Raw genomic sequence first — 19567 nt, forward strand, 5'->3', positions numbered from 1 at the left:
GCGAAGATGCAACTGCCGTGATTTCGCGTCTGGCGGGAGCGTAGGCCTGTGCTATCCTTGCTGCGCGCACCGTCGCCGTCTGATCTGCAACCAATGTCGCATATCGGCGCGCAGCCGGATTGCGTTATGCAGGCGCCAGCAGGGGCGTCCCAGTGCCCGCAACACGATGTATCGCCAGCAAAAGGAATAGGCTTATGAAACTTGCCGATACCCGCAGCATCGCTGCCCCGCGCGCCGAGGTCTGGCAGGGGCTTCTGGATGCCGAAACGCTGAAGGATGCGGTGCCCGGCTGCCAGGAAATGGAGGGATCGGCCGAGGAGGGTTTCACGGCGGTTGTGGTGCAAAAGGTCGGCCCGGTTAAGGCGACATTCCGTGGCACTGTGACCCTGTCCGATCTAGATGCGCCCAATAGTCTGACCCTGCGGGGGGAGGGCAAGGGCGGCGCGGCTGGGTTCGCCAAGGGCGACGCCCATGTGACGCTGAGCGATGGTGAGGACGGGCATACCCTGCTGACTTATGAGGTCGAGGCCAAGGTCGGCGGCAAACTCGCCCAGCTTGGAAGCCGGATCATCGACGGGTTTGCCAAAAAGATGGCCGACCAGTTCTTCGAGCGGTTCCAGACCGCCGTCGAAGGGGATAGTTCGGTCGAAACAGATGCCTCAGCGGAGGAGGCCGGGACACCCGACGCCAGCCAAGACGAGGCGCCGCGCAAAGGTTGGATTGGCCGGGTGCTCGGCAATTGAGTGGACAGGTGGTCAGGGGAGAGATGCCGGTTAATCCGGCTCTTCCAGATGAAATTTCACGATTTCACGCCACAGCCGCTTGACGCTCCGAAAGCACCGATTTATAGACCAAATTCCCTGAGCGGGTATGGTGAAATGGTATCATAAGAGCCTTCCAAGCTTAAGGTGCGGGTTCGATTCCCGCTACCCGCTCCAGGATTTCCGACATAGATCAGACCGGTAGCCGCGCAGAAGATCTCTCCGGGGTGTTCAGGGCGGTCCCGAACCATTCATGCGGCGGTATGACAGGCTTTGGCGGCCTCTGTGCGCTTGACCTCAGGGGTTTGCGGGGTCATGAACCTTGGCGATGCGCAGGCGACAGAGCCTGCCACACGGAACGTCGAAGGAGCTGACATGGCGGGCAATCAAGCGGTCCCGACTGCGGATGTAGAGCGCGAGAAATCGCGCAAGATTGGTGTCCTGTCTGCCCTCTGGCCCTTTATGCGCCCCTACCGCCTGTTGATGGCCACCGCGACGCTAGCACTCGTGCTCACCGCGGGCCTGTCGCTGACGCTGCCGCTGGCGGTTCGCCGGGTGGTCGATAACTTCCGGGTTTCCGATGCTGAGCTGCTGAACCAGTATTTCGCCGCTGCTCTGGTGATTGCGGCGCTGCTGGCCGTGGGCACGGGCCTGCGCTATGCGCTGGTCACGCGGCTGGGAGAGCGGGTGGTTGCAGATATCCGCAAGGCGGTGTTTGACCGCGTCATCGGCATGAGCCCGGCGTTTTTCGAGCAGATCATGACCGGAGAGGTGCTGAGCCGGATCACCACGGATACAACGCTGATCCAGTCGGTGCTGGGCTCGTCGGTGTCGATTGCCCTGCGCAATATGCTGATCTTTGGCGGCGGTCTGGTGCTGATGCTGCTGACCTCGGCCAAGCTGACCAGCCTTGTTCTGCTGATCGTGCCTGCGGTGATCGTGCCGATTCTGGTGCTGGGGCGGCGGCTGCGCAAGATCAGCCGCGAGAATCAGGATTGGATCGCGGCCTCTTCCGGTAACGCGGGTGAGGCGCTGGGCGCGGTACAGACGGTTCAGGCCTATACGCATGAGAGCGCCAGCCGGGGCGAATTCAGCCGGATGACCGAAACCGCATTTGACGTTTCAATGCGGCGGATCCAGACCCGTGCTTTCCTGACCGTGATCGTGATCTTTCTGGTATTCTCCGGCGTGGTTGGCGTCCTGTGGATGGGCGCAAACGATGTGCGCGCCGGGGTCATGTCCGAAGGCACCCTAGTCCAGTTCGTGATCTATGCGGTGCTGGTTGCAGGCTCGGTGGCGGCGCTGTCAGAGATCTGGAGCGAATTGCAACGGGCCGCTGGCGCAACCGAACGTCTGGTGGAGCTGCTGACAGCGGTGGATGAGGTGCAGGATCCGTCGCGTCCGCAGGCGCTGGCCGAACCGGTGCGGGGCGAAATCCGATTTGACAATGTGTCCTTCCGCTATCCCGCCCGTCCGCTGATTCCGGCCCTGAGCGACGTCTCCCTGACGGTGAAGCCGGGCGAGACGGTTGCCTTTGTCGGCCCCTCCGGTGCGGGCAAGACAACCATCATCCAGATGATCCAGCGGTTCTACGATCCCACTGATGGTGCGGTCTGTCTGGATGGTGTCTCGTTGCGGGACCTGCAACGGGATGCTTTCCGCAGACATATCGCGCTGGTGCCTCAGGACCCGGTGATCTTTGCCGCCTCGGCGCGGGACAATATCCGCTTTGGTCGTCCCGAGGCCAGCGACGCCGAGGTCGAGGCCGCCGCCCGTGCGGCCGCTGCCCATGACTTTATCACTCGGCTGCCAGAGGGCTATGACAGCCAGGTCGGGGAACGTGGCGTGATGCTGTCGGGCGGTCAGAAACAAAGGATCGCCATCGCCCGCGCGATTCTGCGCGACGCGCCGGTGCTGTTGCTGGATGAGGCCACATCCGCACTGGATGCCGAAAGCGAACGACTGGTGCAGGCCGCTGTCGATGAGCTGAGCCAGGGCCGCACCACCTTGATCGTGGCGCATCGACTGGCAACCGTGAAAAAGGCAGATCGCATCGTGGTGATGGAAGAGGGCCGTATCGTGGCCACCGGCAGCCACGATCAGCTGGTTGCCGAAGGCGGGCTTTACGCACGTCTTGCACGGCTTCAGTTCACCGATGGGCTGGCTGCGGAATAGGCAGACCCGGTCTCAAATGAGCCGAATTTCGGCTTCAAGGTCGAAAAACTTCAAATGTCGCTGCGTCAAAGCGCAGGCTTCCTTGACGTGACCCTGTCGGCGCGCTTGCGCGGCGGGTCGTTTCAAATCATTTTGTGTTAACTGAAATTCCCCGGCACAAGGGGACTAGGGGAGGAAACCAATGGGATTTGCCACGGCTGCGGACTGCTTGGCACTAACGAACGAGATGCCTTTTGGGCAGCGGAATATGCCGACGACGCTTTATGGGTTGCTGTCCCGTACGGCCGGGAAATTTCCCGACAACAACGCGGTGAGCTACCAGATTTTCTCTGGTCCCAAGGATAAGGCCGAGACCCTGACCTGGCGCCAGCTGAAGGACAAGGTGACCCAGGCGGCGAATATGTTCCGGTCCATGGGGATCGGTGAAAAGGATGTGGTCGCCTATATCCTGCCGAACTGCAATGAAACCGTCGTGACCCTGCTCGGCGGCGCTGTGGCAGGCATCGCCAATCCGATCAACCCTCTGCTTGAGCCGGAGCAGATCGCCTCGATCCTGCGCGAAACCGGGGCGAAGGTGGTGGTGACGCTGAAGCCTTTCCCCAAGACCGACGTCGCCCAGAAGGTGGCGGAGGCGGTGCGCCATGCGCCCAAGGTGAACACGGTTCTGGAAATCGACCTCAACCGCTATCTGACGCCGCCAAAATCCTGGATTGTACCGATGATCCGCCCCAAGCTTGAGGGCAAGGACAAGCTGGCCCATGCGGATTACAAGAATTTCAACAAAGAGCTGCGCAAGCATCCGACCGAGCTGACGTTCGCGGATTCCGACAGCGACCGGGTGGCCTGCTATTTCCACACCGGCGGCACCACCGGGATGCCCAAAGTGGCGCAGCACACCTATTCCGGCATGAACTACAACGGCTGGCTGGGCAGTAAGCTGCTGTTTACCGCAGATGACAATATCATGTGTCCGCTGCCGCTGTTCCATGTCTTTGCCTGCCATGTGATCCTGATGGCGGCGGTGGCCTCGGGGGCGCATGTGGTGTTCCCGACACCGCAGGGCTATCGCGGCGAGGGTGTCTTTGACAATTTCTGGAAGCTGATCGAACGCTGGAAGATTTCCTTTATCATCACCGTGCCCACTGCAATTTCGGCCAAGATGCAGCGTCCCGTCGATGCCGATGTCTCGACCGTGAAGACGGCCTTCTCCGGCTCGGCGCCACTGCCGGTCGAACTGTTCAAACGGTTCGAAAGCGCAACGGGCGTCAGCATTGTCGAAGGTTACGGCCTGACCGAGGCGACCTGCCTGGTCTCCTGCAACCCGGTTCAGGGCGAAAAGAAGATCGGCTCGATCGGCATTCCGCTGCCCTACACTGACGTCAAGATCGTGAAGGCAACCAATGGCGATATGGTCGAGCTGGGTGTGGATGAGATCGGTGAGATCTGTATCTCGAGCCCCGGCGTCTATGCCGGTCATACCTATACCGAGGTCGAGAAGAACGAAGGTCTGTTCTACAAGGACACCTATCTGCGCACCGGCGATCTGGGCCGTCTGGATGCGGATGGCTATCTCTGGATCACGGGCCGGGCGAAGGATCTGATCATCCGCGGCGGCCACAATATTGATCCGGCCGAAATCGAAGAGGCGCTGCTGGGGCATGAGGCCGTCGCCTTTGCGGGTGCAATCGGCCAGCCGGATGCCCATGCCGGCGAGGTGCCATGTGCCTTTGTCGAGCTGGTGGATGGCGCAAGCGTGACGCCGGAGGATCTTTTGGCCTATTGCAAGATCCACGTGCATGAACGCGCGGCAATCCCGAAACATGTCACGGTGATGGATGAGCTGCCGAAGACGGCCGTGGGCAAGGTGTTCAAACCTGATCTGCGCAAGAATGCCATCACCCGGATCTACAATGAGGCCCTGCTGAAGGCAGGCCTGCCTGCGCGCGTCGAGCATGTGGTCGACGACAAAAGCCGCGGTCTGGTCGCCCAGGTTGAGGCCAATGGCGCCTCGGCCTCCGATATTTCGGATGTGCTTGGTGTCTTTACCCGCCCCTGGGAGCCGATGCCAAAGGGCTGATCCCAGAACGGCGGATGGCACTGCGCCACCCCAGCATCAGAAAGCGCCCCACGCGGGCGCTTTTTTCATTTGTAAAGCATGGTTTTTGATTTCGGCGCTGCTAATCTCATTCGACGGACTATGAAGATAGGGAACGGGTGAGATGAACTACGAGCGGCTGATCGACGAAGAAACCTGGGCCTTTATCCGCAAAACCGGCGAATGTTACCCGGATGATGCGGTGGATCTGTCGATCACGGAACAGCGCAAGGTCTATGATGACATGGCCGCTGAATTCCGTGTCGCGCGCCCGGATGTGGTCCGCTGCGAGGATCGGCTGGTGGGGGCGGTCCCGGTGCGGATCTACACCGCCGGAGAGCCGGGCTGCACGGTGATGTACTGCCATGGCGGCGGCTTTGTCGTTGGTGGATTGGACAGCCACGATGACGTCTGCGCCGAGCTTTGCGCCCAGAGCGGTTATCGCGTTGTGTCGGTGGATTACCGTCTGGCCCCAGAACATCGCCACCCTGCGGCCTTTGAGGACGCCTGGGCGGTCTTGCAGTGGATCCGCGACAGTTTTGAGGGGGATCTGGTTCTGGCTGGTGACAGCGCCGGTGCCAATCTCTGTGCAGCCGTGGCGCATCATGCGCGCGGACGTATTGACCGGCTGGTGGGGCAGGTGCTGATCTACGGCGCCTTTGGTGGCGATATCAATCAGGGCTCTTATCTGGAACATGCGCAGGCGCCGATGCTGACACGGGATGATATCCTCTACTACGGGTCAATTCGCCGCCCGGAAGGCACGCAGGCGACGGGCGATCCGACCCTCGAACCGCTGGCCGATACCGATTTTTCCAACCTGCCCGCAACGGTGCTGATCACTGCCGACTGTGATCCGGTGCGCGATGATTCCCGCCATTACCGCGACAAGATCATGGCCGCCGGTGGCAAAGCGCATTGGATCAACGAACAGGGGCTGGTCCATGGCTATCTGCGCGCCCGCCATAGCGTCGGCCGCGCCCGTGACAGTTTCGAACGGATCTCCGTCGCCGTGGAGGCGCTGGGGCAGGGGCTCTGGCCCTATGAGTGAGCGCTGTCGTCACCCGGCCCCTGGCACATGATCAGCCTGCGAAGTCGCGGCAGTTTTCAGGGGCGGCTGCGCGGTTGTACCAGCCGCCGCTCTTGACCCGCCAGTCGCTGCTGTGGGTGGTGACATAGGACCAGTTGCCCACTGGAAGATGCGCATAGCCGATGGTGTCGCCGGGTTGGATCGTGCCGATACGGGCGGTGCCCGCACTATGGCCGGAATGGAGCGGGACCGGAGCGCCAAGCCAACCCAGACAGGCGCCTTCAAATTCATCGCGGATCGGCAGATCCACCAGCAACCGCCGCAGATGCGTATCGTTCAGCGTCAACTGCCTGCGCCCGGTGTTGACCTTGCAGCCGTGATACTTCTCCAGCGCGCGGATGTCCTGCACCTGCCGGTTGCTCTGCGGGTCAAGCGCGACGGATTTTCCGAGGCAATCGCTATTGTCGAAAACGCTTTGGCCCAGCACCGTTCCAAAACAATAGCCGGCACGGTCCATGATCAGATTTCGCGTGAACCACAGATCATCGCAGCCGTCCTGTGCAAACGCGGGCAAGGGCAGCAGCGTTAACAGTAGTGTAAGATAGCGGATGGGCATGGCAGGCTCCTGTTGATCGCGGCGACGGTCCGATAAGCCTGCCATGGATCCTCAGCCGAGGAAAGATTTTGCCTTCATCGTGTCGGCGATGGGCGCACCAAGGCGGCTGAGGATGGTAGGCGCCAGCTGGCGCTGGTCGATCACCACATCTTCCGCCGGGCCTTCGGCCGGGCCGAAATAATACAGCGCGGTTTCCTGTTGCAGGGCGCTGCGCCCGCCGTGGTGGCCGCGATCATCCTGCCCGTGATCGGCGGTGACGATGATCTCATAGCCCATTTCGCGCCATTTGAAGATAAACGGCGCCAGCATCTCATCCATGACGAAACAGGCGTGGTCCATTTGCTGGCAATCGTGGAAAAACCGGTGCCCCATGCTGTCCAGCGTGCAGGTGTGCAGCATTCCGTAGTTCAGCCCGAACCGCAGGCAGAGGTTTGTCAGCGTGCCAAACAGATCGACGTCCGACGGGGTCATCTGGTTGTCCAACCCGTAGCCGGTCATCGAATGGAACCGCCCGTGATTGATCGTGGCGCTGTCCGGTTCGTCATATTCAACATCGCGCACGGGGTCATAGGGGTGGCGGTTGAAGAAGGAGGACCAGAAACTATGCGCAACCGCACCGGTTACGCCGCCGCCCTCGCGAACCTGGCTGAACACATCCTTGTGGCCCAAGCGGAAGACATTGCCATTGCCGGTGCAGCCATGTTCGGCGGGGGCAACACCTGTGTGGATCGAGGCATAGCAGCTGGCGGAGATCGAGGGCAGCACCGAACGGTGTTTCCAGACCCGCGCTTCGCCGCTGTCGACCCAGCCTTCCAGATTGCCAAACAGCCGACGGAAGTTGCGCCACGGCACCCCGTCCAAGATGATAAGGAGAAGTTTGTTGTCCATCGCAGAACCCAAGGTCTTGTAAAGGTGAGTTAAAAAGGCGGCCGTGAGGAGTGTTCCTGCGGCCGCCTTTGAGTGCGTCCCGCCGCAGTTGCCTGTGACGGGGGGATATCAGGTGCTGGGCTGCTAGTTGCCCGCACTTTCCATCTTGCGGTTGGCGATGACCTCTTCCAGCCACCCGAGCCGCATTTCCGGCACCGAGCTGAGCAGCAGATCGGTGTAATCGTCAAAGGGGGGCGACAGCACTTCGGTCTTGCCGCCATAGCGCTGGACGCGGCCCTGATACATCACCGCGATATTATCCGAAATCGCCCGCACCGTGGCGAGATCGTGGGTGATGAACAGATAGGCGACATTCTCGATCTTTTGCAGTTCCAGCAACAGCTTCAGAATGCCATCGGCCACCAGTGGATCCAGCGCCGAGGTGACCTCGTCGCAGATGATCATCTTGGGCTTGGCCGCCAGCGCACGTGCAATACACACCCGCTGTTTCTGTCCGCCCGACAGCTCCGCCGGGTAACGGTCGATGAAGCTTTCGCCCAGCTCGATCTCATCCAGCAGTTCGATGATGCGCTTGCGCTTTTCGGCGCCCTTCATGCCAAAGTAGAACTCCAGCGGACGGCCGATGATCGTACCGACGGTCTGGCGCGGATTCATCGCCACATCCGCCATCTGATAGATCATCTGCAATTCGCGCAGATCCTCGCGGGTGCGTCCCGCCAGATCGGAGGACAGCCGACGCCCGGCAAACTCGATATCACCCTCGCGCGGTGGCAATAGCCCGGTGATCACCCGTGCCAGTGTCGATTTACCAGAGCCGGATTCTCCGACCACGGCCAGCGTCTGACCGGGGTGCAGGTCGACGTTCACATTATGCAGCACATCGAATTTGGTGCCCTGGTAGCGCGCGGTGATATTGCGCACGCTCAGCACCGGCTCCGAGGTCGGGGCCTTTTCCTCATGGGTGATGGAGCGCACCGAGACCAGCGCCTGTGTGTACTCCTCCTGCGGGGCGTTGATGATCTGATCGACGGGGCCGTATTCCACCATATTGCCGTGGCGCAGCACCATGATGTCGTCGCTCACCTGTGCCACCACCGCAAGGTCGTGGGTGATATAGAGTGCAGCCACACCCGTGTCGCGGATGGCTTCCTTGATCGCCATCAGCACCTCGATCTGGGTCGTCACATCCAGCGCCGTTGTCGGCTCGTCAAAGACCACCAGATCCGGCTCCGGGCAGAGCGCCAGCGCCGTCATGCAGCGTTGCAGCTGACCGCCGGAGACCTGATGCGGATAGCGCTCGCCGATATTGTCGGGATCGGGCAGACCCAGCTTGGCAAAAAGCGCGCGGGCGCGGGCTTCGGCCTCTTTCTTGGAGAACTTGCCCTGTTCAACCGCCGCTTCGATCACCTGTTCCATGATTTTCTTGGCCGGGTTGAACGAGGCCGCCGCCGATTGCGAGACATAGGTGACCTCGCCGCCGCGCAGGCGACGGATATCGCGCAGTTTGGATTGCAGGATATCGCGGCCATTCACCCAGACCTCGCCGCCGGTGATCTTCACACCGCCCCGGCCATAGGCCATGGAGGCCAGCCCGATGGTGGATTTTCCGGCGCCGGATTCGCCGATCAGCCCCAGCACCTTGCCCGGTTGCAGATCAAAGCTGACACCATGCACGATTTCGATGTCATGGGGCTTTTCCCCCGGCGGGTAGACAGTTGCGCCGATCTTGAGATTGCGCACTTTCATAAGAGGTTCGCTCATCCGCGGCCTCCTTTCAGCGAGGTTGTGCGGTTCAGGACCCAGTCCGCGACAAGGTTGACCGAGATCGCAAGGGTGGCGATGGCGATGGCAGGCAGCAGTGCCGCTGGAATGCCATAGACGATGCCTTCCTTGTTTTCTTTCACGATCCCGCCCCAGTCGGCTTCTGGCGGTTGCACGCCAAGGCCGAGGAAAGAGAGCGTCGAGACAAACAGCACCATGAAGATGAACCGCAGGCCCATTTCGGCCACCAGCGGTGACAGCGCGTTGGGCAGGATTTCGCGGAAGATGATCCAGGCGGTTTTCTCCCCTCGCAGACGCGCGGCTTCGACGTAGTCCATCACCTCGATATCCACCGCAACAGCACGGGCAAGACGATAGACGCGGGTGGAGTCCAGCAGACCCATAACCACGATCAGAACCGGCACGGTCACCGGCATCACCGACAGCACCACAAGGGCAAAGATCAGCGTCGGGATCGACATCACCAGATCGACCAGCCGCGACATCACCTGATCCACCCAGCCACCGGCAACGGCGGCAAAGAAGCCCAGCACCGATCCGGTGACAAAGGACAGGATGGTGGCCGCAGTGGCGATGAAGATGGTGGTGCGTCCGCCATAGATCATCCGGCTGAGAAGATCACGACCGATATTGTCGGTGCCAAGGAGATGCTCAGCCGAGCGCGGCTCCCATACGTCACCGACAATTTCAGCCATCCCATAGGGGGCCAGTAGCGGTGCAAAGATCGCCATCAGGAAGTAGAGGGCCGTGAAGAACAGCCCAATCATTGCAGAGATAGGGATATTTTTCATTTCGGATGCCTCAGACGCGGGTTCGACAGGATCGCCACGATGTCGGCAATCATGTTCAGCACGATGTAGACGGCGGCAAAGATCAGGCCGCAGGCCTGCACCACCGGGACGTCACGCTTGGACACGTGGTCGACCAGATACTGGCCCATGCCCGGGTAGACAAAAACCACCTCGATCACCACGACACCGACCACCAGATAGGCGAGGTTCAGCATCACCACATTGACGATCGGTGCGATGGCATTGGGAAAGGCGTGACGGGCAATCACGTTGAAGGTGCTCAGCCCCTTCAGCTCCGCCGTCTCGATATAGGCCGATTGCATCACATTGAGGATCGCCGCCCGCGTCATGCGCATCATATGCGCCAGAACCACCAGTGTCAGCACCGCGACGGGCAGGGCAATGGCGTTCAGTTTTTCCAGCAGACTCATGGATTCATTGATCATTGCGACCGAGCTGAACCAGCCCATCTGCACCGCAACGAAATAGATCAGCAGATAGCCGATCAGGAATTCCGGGATCGAGATCGAGGCCAATGTCACGGCCGAGATCAGTTTGTCAGGCCAGCGGTCGCGGTAACGTACCGCCAGAAGGCCCAGGAAGATCGCCAAGGGAACCGAGATCACGGCAGCCCAGAACGCCAGGAACAGCGTGTTGCCAAGACGGCGGCCAATGCTGGTTGCAATGTCCTGACCATTGGTCAGGGCGGTGCCCAGATCACCTTGCAGGGCGCCGAACAGCCAGTCGAAATAGCGCAGAACAGCCGGTTCATTCAGCCCCAGTTCCTCGCGCAGGTTGGCAAGTGCCTCGGGCGTGGCCGACTGGCCCAGAATGGACTGCGCCACATCGCCGGGCAGGATCAAGGTGCCCATGAAGATGAGCACGGATGCGGCGATCAAGAGAATTAGTCCCAGCGCGAGGCGCTGGGACACAAGTTTCACGACGGGGTGCATGGCATGGACCTCTATCAGGCCAACCAGCACTTATGCGACCATTTGCCGGCCATGGTGTCGCCGGTGGAATCCACCACCCAACCCTGAACCTTGCTGCTGGTCGCTTCGATGAAGTCGTTGAACATCGGGCAGATCAGACCGCCTTCGTCCCGCACCATCATGCCCATCTGGCTGTAGAGCGCCTTGCGCTTGGCTTCGTCCAGCTCGCCGCGGGCGGCAAACAACAGCTGGTCAAAGTCTTCGCGCTTGAAGCGGGTGTCGTTCCAGTCTGCGGTCGACAGATAAGCGGTCGAATACATCTGATCCTGCACCGGACGGCCACCCCAGTAGGAGGCACAGAACGGCTGGGCGTTCCAGACTTCGGACCAGTAACCATCACCGGGCTCGCGCTTCAGTTCCAGCGGGATACCGGCGGCATTGGCCGACTGCTGGAACAGCTGGGCTGCATCCAATGCACCCGGGAAGGCAACATCCGACACCCGCAGGGTGATCGGGCTGCCATCATGGCCGGATTTCTTGTAGTGCTCTGCCGCTTTGGCCGGATCAAACGGGCGCTGCGGGATGCTGTCATCAAACAGCGGATAGGCGGAGTTGATCGGCATGTCGTTACCGACGGAGCCATAGCCGCGCAGAACCTTATCGACCATTTCCTCACGGTTGATGGCATATTTAAGCGCCAGGCGCAGCTCGTTGTTGTCAAACGGAGCGGTGTCGCAATGCATGATGAACACATAGTGGCCCGGACCGGCTGCGTTGCGCACGGTCAGGTTCGGTGCACGGTCGAGGAGACCTGCAACCTTGGGCTCAACACGGTTGGCGATATGCACCTGACCCGATTGCAGCGCCGCCATACGGGCGGTGGCGTCGTTGATGACCACGATTTCGACTTCATCGACATGGCCGCGGGTGTCATCCCAGTAGTTGGGGTTCTTCTTCCACATATGGCGCACGCCCGGCTCATCGGCGACCAGCATATAGGCACCGGAACCGATGCCCGCTGCCGGGTTGTCAAAGCCGCCATCAGGCTGGATCATCAGGTGATAATCGGCCATCAGATAGGGCAGGTCGGCATTGGGCGTGGTCAGCGAGACGACGAAGTTGTCGCCATCGGCCTTCATGCTTTCGATGCCGCGCATAATGCCGAGCGCACCCGATTTACTGTCCTCGTTGGAGTGGCGCTCCATGGTGCGCATCACGTCCTCGGCCGTCACCGCCTTGCCGTTGTGGAATTCAACGCCCTTGCGGATCTTGAAGGTCCAGGTCTTGGCGTCTGCACTGGCTTCAACGCTTTCGGCGAGACGGTTTTCGATGCCGCCTTCGGGCGTCACGTTCACCAGCGTTTCACCGAACTGATAAAGATTGTGGTAGGGCACCTGGCTTGCGGCCACGGCGGGATCGAGCGAGTCGGTGCTGCCGCCGCCGATTGAGCCGAGCTTCAGCGTGCCCCCTTTGACCGGGCCTGCGGCCTCGACGGCGCGGGCAAACAGGCTGCCTGCTACTGCGGCGCTGATGCCGAGTGCGGCGGTTTTGCCCATGAATTCACGCCGGGTCATTTTCCCGGAGGTGACGCTTTGCGTCATGAAATCAATCTGGTCTTTCATTGCGGACTCCCTGTCGTATCTAGACGCTGAACACGTCATTTCTTGAATTGTCATTCAAGGTTTGCGCATTTGCTGCGACCTCGCAACCCTTATTAGCGTGCTTTCTGGCGCAGGCGGGGATGGCGAAGGCATAAAGAGACGGTGATCCCGTCGTCTTTTGGAACTGGTATGTCGTATTTGGTAAGAAGTGAATGGCTGGTGGGACAATATGTGGAAAAAACCAATGCACTCGCGATGCCAATTATTATCGCCGCCGCACCCCGTATTTCGCCAATGGATGGTGGACCCCGCCTGATTTTCGGCCAAAACGGGTGATCCGAGCCGGTTTTGCGACAGGCCGCAGCTGCGGGCGCGATGGCCGATCTGGCGCATTTGCGCGATTTCGGATGCTTGCTTTGGCACCAATGGGCGCGTCAGGACATGACGGAAAACGACATCCGCAACCTAACCGCAATCCGCCCGCAGAAAAGCGCAGTTCACCAGTCCGCGCTGTCCATCCAGATGGTCACCGGACCGGAGTTGATCAGCGCAACCTTCATGTCGGCCCCAAAGGACCCGCGCGCCACAGGCACCTCAAGCGCCGCCAGCTGATCGGCAAACCGGGTGTAAAGCGCGCGGCCCAGATCCGGCGCGGCGGCATTGGAGAAGCCGGGCCGGTTGCCACGGCGGGTATCGGCGGCCAGCGTAAACTGGCTGACAACCAGCGCGCCGCCGCCGATGTCCTTCACCGAGCGGTTCATCTTGCCCGCCTCATCGCGGAAAATCCGCAGCTTGCTGATCTTGGCCGCCATCTGATCCGCTTCGGCCGCGCTGTCCCCCGCCATCGCGCAGATCAGGATCAGCAGGCCTTCACCGATTTCACCGATGATATCGCCGTCGACGGTGACAGACGCCTCGGACACTCGCTGGATCAGGGCACGCATGGATTATCCTACTCAATGATATGCGGCGTCAGTCGCGCCAGGTGGTGAAGTCGCGCAGTTCAGCGCGTTCAGTGCGGAACTGGTTGGCCGGGTGGTCGGGATCGGCATAGCCGAAAGACAGCGCACAAAGGATATTTCGATCCTCCGGTATGTCGCAGAGCTGATGCAGCATCGGCGCATAGGTGGCAACAGCCGCCTGCGCGATGCTGGCAACGCCCGCTGCGGTTGCGGCCAGCGTGAACCCGGTGACAAAGCCACCGCAATCCAGCGCACCATAGGGGCCAAGCTCCTTGGGGCTGGTCAGGATCGCGCAATGGGGGGCGTCAAAAAGCGTAAAGTTGCGCATCATCTGCCGGTGAGAGGCGGCGCGATCGCCGCGTTCAACACCAACCGCCTCATAAAGCGCCCAGCCGCAGGCCTGTCGCCGCGCCTTGTAGTCGCCACTGTACCGCTCGGGAAAGGGGAGGTCGGGGGCAACAGGATCCTTTGCGACCGCCTCCGCCAGGGCCACCCGCAGTGCATCCGTCGCCGCGCCGCTGAACAGCGTCACCTGCCAGGGCTGGGCATTGCACCAGGAGGGCACTTTTTGGGCGCAACGCAGGATATCCTCGATAACCGCACGGGGTACCGGATCGGGGCGAAAGCCGCGACAGCTGTGACGGCGGCTGAACAGCGCATCAAGCGCAGGAAGGGTGGTCATGGCGGATCCTTATGTCGGCTTCGGGGGGGTCGTGGCCTCGGCGCGGAATGTCAGCGTGATCCGAAATAGGCCACAGCAGCGCCGATCAGCAGTGCCAGAGCAACGGCGGCGGCAATTTTCCACACCGAATAGGGGCGTTCTCCCTGTACCCGACCGGATTGCCCGTTAACCACAAAACGATAAGTCTTGCCCCGATATTTATAAGCGGCCAGCCAGACCGGCAGCAGCACATGTTTGAAGGTGATATCGGAAAAATCGCTGTCGATATGTTCGATCCGTTGCCGATCCCCGCCAATGTCAAAACGCACGTCGCGTTCGATGACCCGGCGCATCCGCGCAGTCGCCTCGCCGTAGCCATCGTCCAGTTCCACCGCATAGGCCTCGGCCCGGAACCCGGCCAGATACTGCGGCTGGTAAGGCTCCAGCGCCGACAGGTCCCAGGGCTCCAGCGCATCGGTGTTCTTTTTCGGCAGGCTCTTGGAGGCGAGCACCAGCACATCGTCAAAGAACCGCTGCACCCGCCCCGAGACCGGCCGCCAGCGTATCTTCGGCACCTGCCGCGACTGGCGCTTGCCGTCGACCATCACGGTTTCGGTGACATAATAGACGGTGCCGCGCTGGCCGCGATACTGCGAGCGGGTGTCGGCGTCGAAGGTCCAGTAGGGGACATAGATGCCGTCCATGCGCCTGCCTTTGCGGGCATATTGTTGCAGGCCGCTCGGCGCAAACCACAGCTGGCCCAGCCAGTCCGACATCGCCTTATGGGCGCTGCGCTCATCAAAGGCGAAGGGCAGCACGCCCTTGGGCTTGATATGACGGTGGATCCCGGTGTCTGTGACCATCGGCGTGGCGCAGAACGGACATTCCCCCGCATGGTCCTTTTGGTCAAATTCCACCTGCGCGGCGCAGTTCGGACAGCGCAACACGCGGGTTTCTTCCATGTCGGCCTCGGCCAGCCCCGAGGAGAGCGCCGTCTCGAAATCCAGCTCCCGCAGGCTGCCACCCCGCCACGGGCCGGATCGGATCGCTTCCCGGTGGCCGCAATGATCGCAGGTCAGCGTGCCGTTTTCAGGATCATAGCGATAATCCGCGCCGCATTGCTCGCAGGGGAACCGATGTTCCTCAAGCGGTGCCTGCGTCTCGGCGCTGGCGGAGCTCTCGGCAGGCGACAGGCCGGAGGGCGGCGGCGGTGGGGGCTGGGTCACGTGGGGAAGCCTCAAAGATATCTATGCAGCAGTTTCGGCACCATGATGCGCAGGGCGTTGTCCTTCAACAGGAAATGGCGCCACAGATGGAACAGCCCATGCAGGACGATGACAATGAGCAGCGCATCAAAGGCAAGTTCATGCAGCTCTTTAGCCAGCTCATGCAGTGTGCGGCTGCCTGCGGCCGGATTGATCGGCAACACCCCAAAAGCGCGGATCGCAAAGGGAGCCAGCACCCCGGCCAGCGCCCCGGTTGCGACCATGACCGGCAGGCCGATCTGCAAGACACGGTGGTTCAACCCGTGGAACCGTTTGGCCCAGCCCGGCAGCTTGGGACCGGCGCGCCCGGCCAGCCCTTTGCGCAGATAGACAAGCGTCCAGATCAGCACGACCACGGCAAGGAGCAGGCCGACGCCCGCGTGGGTGGCCAGCGCCAGCCCCGGATCGGCGCGGTTCTCCTCCGGTTCCACGAGAAAGAAATAGAGGATCAATCCAAGGCTCAGCCAGTGGAGCCATTTGAGCGCGCTGCGTCGGGTCATATGCAGAAGGTCCTTCGTGGCACAAGGGCTGCGGTCGGTCCTGAGAAAGGGCGCCGATGATCGCAGCGCCCTCGGGATTGTGTGATGTCAGCCAGCAGGCGGTGCGGGCGGCGGTGGCGGAGGCGGCGGTGGCATGATGGTGAACAGCTGCGCCAGTTCGATGACATCGCCTGCCTCCTTCCAGCCGTCCTGACCGGGTGTCCAGACCAGGCTGTCCCGGCGCAATCCGCCCTCCTGTGCCATTCGCCCCAGTCGGGCCTTGGAATAGGGGCCGGTGGTCTGACCGTTCTCGGCGATGTGCCAGACATGTTCCACCGGTGGAGGCGGCGGCGCCACCGGCGCGGCGGCCTGCGGCGCAGCGGGTGCGGGCCGCGCGCCCCAGGGACCGCTGGTCTGACCCGCTGCATGAGCGGCGGCACCCGGCTGCGCCATCTGCGCCATCTGCTGGGCCATTGCCATGCCCATCCCCATGCCCATTCCGGCCCCCATGCCGCTATTGGGCGCCTGGGCGGCGGCGGTCATCGCCTCGGCGGCGGAGAACTGCGTATAGCGGCCAAGATCACCGACGATTCCCATCTGTGTGCGCTTGTCCAGCGCCTGTTCAACCGCGGCGGGCAGCGAGATATTCTCGATATAGAGCTCGGGGATCGCGATGCCGTATTCGGCCACCGTGGCGGAAATCTCTGCCGCCACCAGCTTGCCCAGATCGGCGGTATTTGCAGCCATATCCAGAACCGGAATGCCGGAGCCTGCCAGAACCCGGCTCACCTGCTGGACGATGATATTGCGGATCTGGAAGGAGATTTCATCCATGGTGAACTCACCATCGGTGCCGACGATCTCGCTCAGGAACCGGGCCGGGTCCACCACCCGGATGCTATAGGTGCCAAAGGCGCGCAGACGGACCGGCCCGAACTCCGGGTCGCGCGCCATGATCGGGTTCTTGGTGCCCCACTTCAGATCATTGAACCGGGTGGTGTCGACAAAGTAGATCTCGGATTTGAAGGGCGACTGAAAGCCGTGATCCCAATGTTGCAGGGTGGTCATGATCGGCATGTTGTTGGTCTCCAGCATGTAGAGACCGGGGGTGAAGACATCGGCCAGCTGACCTTCATGCACAAAAACCGCCGCCTGACCTTCGCGCACCGTCAGCTTGGCGCCGTATTTGATCGCGTGGCCTTCGCGCTCGAACCGCCAGACCAGCGTGTCATTGGTGTCGTCGGTCCAGTGGATGACGTCGATGAACTCTCCCTTGAGAAAGTCGAAAATACCCATTGTCTTCATCCTCTTTCGGCGATGCCGGGGCATCGGGGTCGGCAAATGCGGAGCCGCTACTGCGGCTCTCCCATGATATCATATGCGATGGCTTGCACGATGGGCCGCGCCTCATCGGCGGACATGCCGGTGCGCAGGCGTGGATCGTACAGGATTTTCAGGAGTTTCTCATCCTGGCTGGTCAGCAGCGCAAATTCGTCATCATCGTTGAAGATCGAGGGGCGCGCCTGCGGGCTGTCGTTGCGCAGGCCAAGGCCCTGGGCAACTTCCTCGTGGATACAGCTGCGCCGCGCCAGATCCGGGTGCTCGGCGCGGATAAGCGCGACCCCGCGCATATAGGACGATGGATCCGCCTGCAGCCCCCCGGCGCGCACCAGACAATAGTAGCTCTGCGGCGGGTTGGCAAAAACCTCTAGGTCGGCGTCGCTGATCGACGGCAGGATCTCCCGCACGCGGTCGGCGACATAGGCGCTGTCGTCGGCGCCTGCAAAAATCACGTTGAAATTGGCGCGCGCACGGCTGGTGGTGGTGCTGATCGGATGGCCGGTGATCCGGGCCAGACGGGCGGCATAGGCATCAAGGGTGGCGCGATCCGTCTGCTGCTGTTCAGCGCTGACCGAGGGGCCAAAATCGGCCCGCAGACGCACCGGCCCGTCCCAGCGCCCAAGCGCGCCGGAGGTGCGCAGATTGCTGCTGCCATATTCGTCGTAAAAGGCGATCTGCTCAAAATTCCGGCGCAGATCATCGGCGTCATAGGGCGTCTCCGGCCCGCCCCCATCGGTCCGCAGCAGCCCGCGCGTCAGCAGGTCCTGCTGGAGGGCGCCATAGTAGCGGGCCAGCCGCTGGCTCTCGGCGGAGGGCGGCTTGGGCTGCGGGGCGAGATTGGCCGGGCGTGTCGGCGGCACCAGCGAGGTGCGCTGAGCGAGGGGATCGCATCCCATCAGGAACGCAGTCCCGGCCAGCGCGCCGACAAGCACCGGCACCAGCCGTCGCCTTCGGGCGCGCTGCGATATCGGCGCGGCTGCGGTCATGCGGTGCCGGGAACCGCCGTGGCGGCGGTATCGCCGACCCCGTCGCGCCGCGCCTTTGCCGAGGCCAGCGTGTCACGCAGCTCCGCTTCCATCTTCTTAAGCTCCGCCTCGGCGGCGGCGCGCTTGGCCTTGCCCTCATCGGCGATCTGAAGGCTTTCCTGAATGGTGCCGATCAGATCCGCATTCGCCTGTTTCACCGCTTCGATATCAAAGACACCGCGCTCCATCTCCTGTCGGATCATCTTGTTGCTTTCGCGCAGATTGGCCGCGTTGGAGGTCAGCAGCTCATTGGTGAGGTCATTGGCATCGCGCACCGCCGCCGCCGCCTCGGCGGAGCGCTGGATGGTAACAGCCTGTGCCAGCTGGGTCTCCCAGAGCGGCACGGTATTGACCAGCGTCGAATTGATCTTGGTCACCAGCGATTTGTCATTCTCCTGCACCAGCCGGATCGACGGCAGCGACTGCATCGTCACCTGGCGCGTGAGCTTCAGATCATGCACCCGACGTTCCAGATCGTCGCGGGCCGCGCGCATGTCACGCAGCTCCTGCGCGCGCATCACCTGATCGGCCTCCGGTGCGGCGGCCACTGCCGCCTCCAGCGCCGGGATTTCCTTGCTGTCCAGTTCGGCCAGCTTGGCCTCACCTGCTGCAATATAGAGCGCCAGTTCGTCATAGAAGCTCAGCGTCTTGGCATAGAGCAGATCAAGCGACTTGATATCCTTCAGCAGCTGATGCTCATGGCCAAGCAGATTGTCGGTGATGCGGTCGATCTGGCCCTGCACATCCTCAAATCGCGCGGTGAACTTCGCAAAGGGCGCAGCGCGACCCAGCAGCCGCTCCCAGAAACTGCGCTTGCGGCGCACATCCAGTTCGGACACCGAAAAGCCGCGGATCGTGGTGACGATATTGCGCAGGGAATCGCCGGCAGGGCCGACATCCTTGTTGCGCACATCGGTCAGCATGGCCTGGCTGATCTGTTGCAATTCAGCCTGCGCACCGGAGCCGAAGTTGATGATCGAGTTGCTGTCGGACATGTCGATCTGCGCCATGCGCGACTGGATGTCTGCACTGGTGGCGGCGTCGGCCTGATCCAGAGACTGGATTTCGGCCGTCGGCTCCGGCAATGTGATCGCGGTGATTTCGGAGATCAGCTGAGCCTCCTGGGCGGCTTTCGTCTGGGTCGTCTTGGACATGTCGAAGTT

Annotated in this window: 17 protein-coding genes and 1 tRNA gene; 5 read left to right on the plus strand and 13 right to left on the minus strand. The window is 61.8% G+C overall.

The annotated features are described in order from the left end of the window. Nucleotides 1–194: 194 nt before the first annotated feature. The 5 genes from VWZ81_RS02935 (at nucleotide 195) to VWZ81_RS02955 (ending at nucleotide 6082) form a co-directional block, all read left to right on the plus strand. Entirely contained in the window at nucleotides 195–743 is a 549-nt protein-coding gene (locus VWZ81_RS02935; protein WP_340546091.1) for a CoxG family protein, read from the plus strand. 121 nt (nucleotides 744–864) lie between these two features. Then, a tRNA-Gly gene (locus VWZ81_RS02940) sits at nucleotides 865–938 on the plus strand. Between the two features lie 198 nt (nucleotides 939–1136). Further along, a complete protein-coding gene (locus VWZ81_RS02945; protein ID WP_340546090.1) occupies nucleotides 1137–2936 on the plus strand; it encodes an ABC transporter transmembrane domain-containing protein in 1800 nt (599 codons plus the stop codon). Between the two features lie 181 nt (nucleotides 2937–3117). After that, nucleotides 3118–5013 (plus strand): acyl-CoA synthetase, encoded by a 1896-nt coding sequence (locus tag VWZ81_RS02950; protein ID WP_340546089.1) that lies wholly within the window; start codon nucleotides 3118–3120, stop codon nucleotides 5011–5013. A 142-nt stretch (nucleotides 5014–5155) separates the two neighbouring features. Beyond that, a complete protein-coding gene (locus VWZ81_RS02955; RefSeq protein WP_416542055.1) occupies nucleotides 5156–6082 on the plus strand; it encodes an alpha/beta hydrolase in 927 nt (308 codons plus the stop codon). Nucleotides 6083–6113: 31 nt separating this feature from the next. Here the strand turns inward: VWZ81_RS02955 and VWZ81_RS02960 are convergent, their stop codons facing one another. The 13 genes from VWZ81_RS02960 to VWZ81_RS03020 all read right to left on the minus strand — a co-directional run bounded on the left by VWZ81_RS02960 (nucleotide 6114) and on the right by VWZ81_RS03020 (nucleotide 19558). Continuing rightward, a complete protein-coding gene (locus VWZ81_RS02960; RefSeq protein WP_340546087.1) occupies nucleotides 6114–6677 on the minus strand; it encodes a DUF4453 domain-containing protein in 564 nt (187 codons plus the stop codon). A 51-nt stretch (nucleotides 6678–6728) separates the two neighbouring features. Continuing rightward, complete coding sequence (locus tag VWZ81_RS02965) at nucleotides 6729–7565, minus strand: alkaline phosphatase family protein (protein WP_260081714.1); 837 nt, start codon at nucleotides 7563–7565, stop codon at nucleotides 6729–6731. A gap of 123 nt (nucleotides 7566–7688) precedes the next feature. Continuing rightward, a complete protein-coding gene (locus VWZ81_RS02970; RefSeq protein WP_340546086.1) occupies nucleotides 7689–9326 on the minus strand; it encodes an ABC transporter ATP-binding protein in 1638 nt (545 codons plus the stop codon). Continuing rightward, nucleotides 9323–10138, minus strand: a complete 816-nt coding sequence (locus VWZ81_RS02975) for an ABC transporter permease (RefSeq protein WP_340546085.1) — start codon at nucleotides 10136–10138, stop codon at nucleotides 9323–9325. The genes VWZ81_RS02970 and VWZ81_RS02975 overlap by 4 nt, the downstream gene beginning before the upstream one ends. Continuing rightward, entirely contained in the window at nucleotides 10135–11091 is a 957-nt protein-coding gene (locus VWZ81_RS02980; protein WP_416535138.1) for an ABC transporter permease, read from the minus strand. The genes VWZ81_RS02975 and VWZ81_RS02980 overlap by 4 nt, the downstream gene beginning before the upstream one ends. Nucleotides 11092–11105: 14 nt before the next feature. Next, a complete protein-coding gene (locus VWZ81_RS02985) occupies nucleotides 11106–12692 on the minus strand; it encodes an ABC transporter substrate-binding protein (protein WP_061048721.1) in 1587 nt (528 codons plus the stop codon). A gap of 476 nt (nucleotides 12693–13168) precedes the next feature. After that, nucleotides 13169–13615, minus strand: coding sequence for a D-aminoacyl-tRNA deacylase (gene dtd / locus VWZ81_RS02990; RefSeq protein WP_416542056.1), 447 nt, complete (start codon nucleotides 13613–13615; stop codon nucleotides 13169–13171). A gap of 28 nt (nucleotides 13616–13643) precedes the next feature. Beyond that, entirely contained in the window at nucleotides 13644–14315 is a 672-nt protein-coding gene (locus tag VWZ81_RS02995; protein ID WP_416542057.1) for a nitroreductase, read from the minus strand. A gap of 50 nt (nucleotides 14316–14365) precedes the next feature. Beyond that, a complete protein-coding gene (locus VWZ81_RS03000; protein ID WP_416542058.1) occupies nucleotides 14366–15520 on the minus strand; it encodes a TFIIB-type zinc finger domain-containing protein in 1155 nt (384 codons plus the stop codon). 11 nt (nucleotides 15521–15531) lie between these two features. Next, on the minus strand, nucleotides 15532–16059 hold the full coding sequence (locus tag VWZ81_RS03005) for a cytochrome b/b6 domain-containing protein (RefSeq protein ID WP_416542059.1): 528 nt from the start codon (nucleotides 16057–16059) through the stop codon (nucleotides 15532–15534). Between the two features lie 87 nt (nucleotides 16060–16146). Continuing rightward, entirely contained in the window at nucleotides 16147–17334 is a 1188-nt protein-coding gene (locus tag VWZ81_RS03010) for an SPFH domain-containing protein (RefSeq protein ID WP_416542060.1), read from the minus strand. A 56-nt stretch (nucleotides 17335–17390) separates the two neighbouring features. After that, nucleotides 17391–18275: a DUF2927 domain-containing protein gene (locus tag VWZ81_RS03015; protein WP_416542447.1), complete on the minus strand. Its 885-nt coding sequence runs from the start codon at nucleotides 18273–18275 to the stop codon at nucleotides 17391–17393. An 86-nt stretch (nucleotides 18276–18361) separates the two neighbouring features. Beyond that, on the minus strand, nucleotides 18362–19558 hold the full coding sequence (locus VWZ81_RS03020) for a toxic anion resistance protein (protein ID WP_416541361.1): 1197 nt from the start codon (nucleotides 19556–19558) through the stop codon (nucleotides 18362–18364). Between the last annotated feature and the right edge of the window lie 9 nt (nucleotides 19559–19567).

The sequence above is a fragment of the Phaeobacter sp. JH20_34 genome (assembly GCF_048056095.1).
GTDB lineage: Bacteria > Pseudomonadota > Alphaproteobacteria > Rhodobacterales > Rhodobacteraceae > Phaeobacter > Phaeobacter bryozoorum.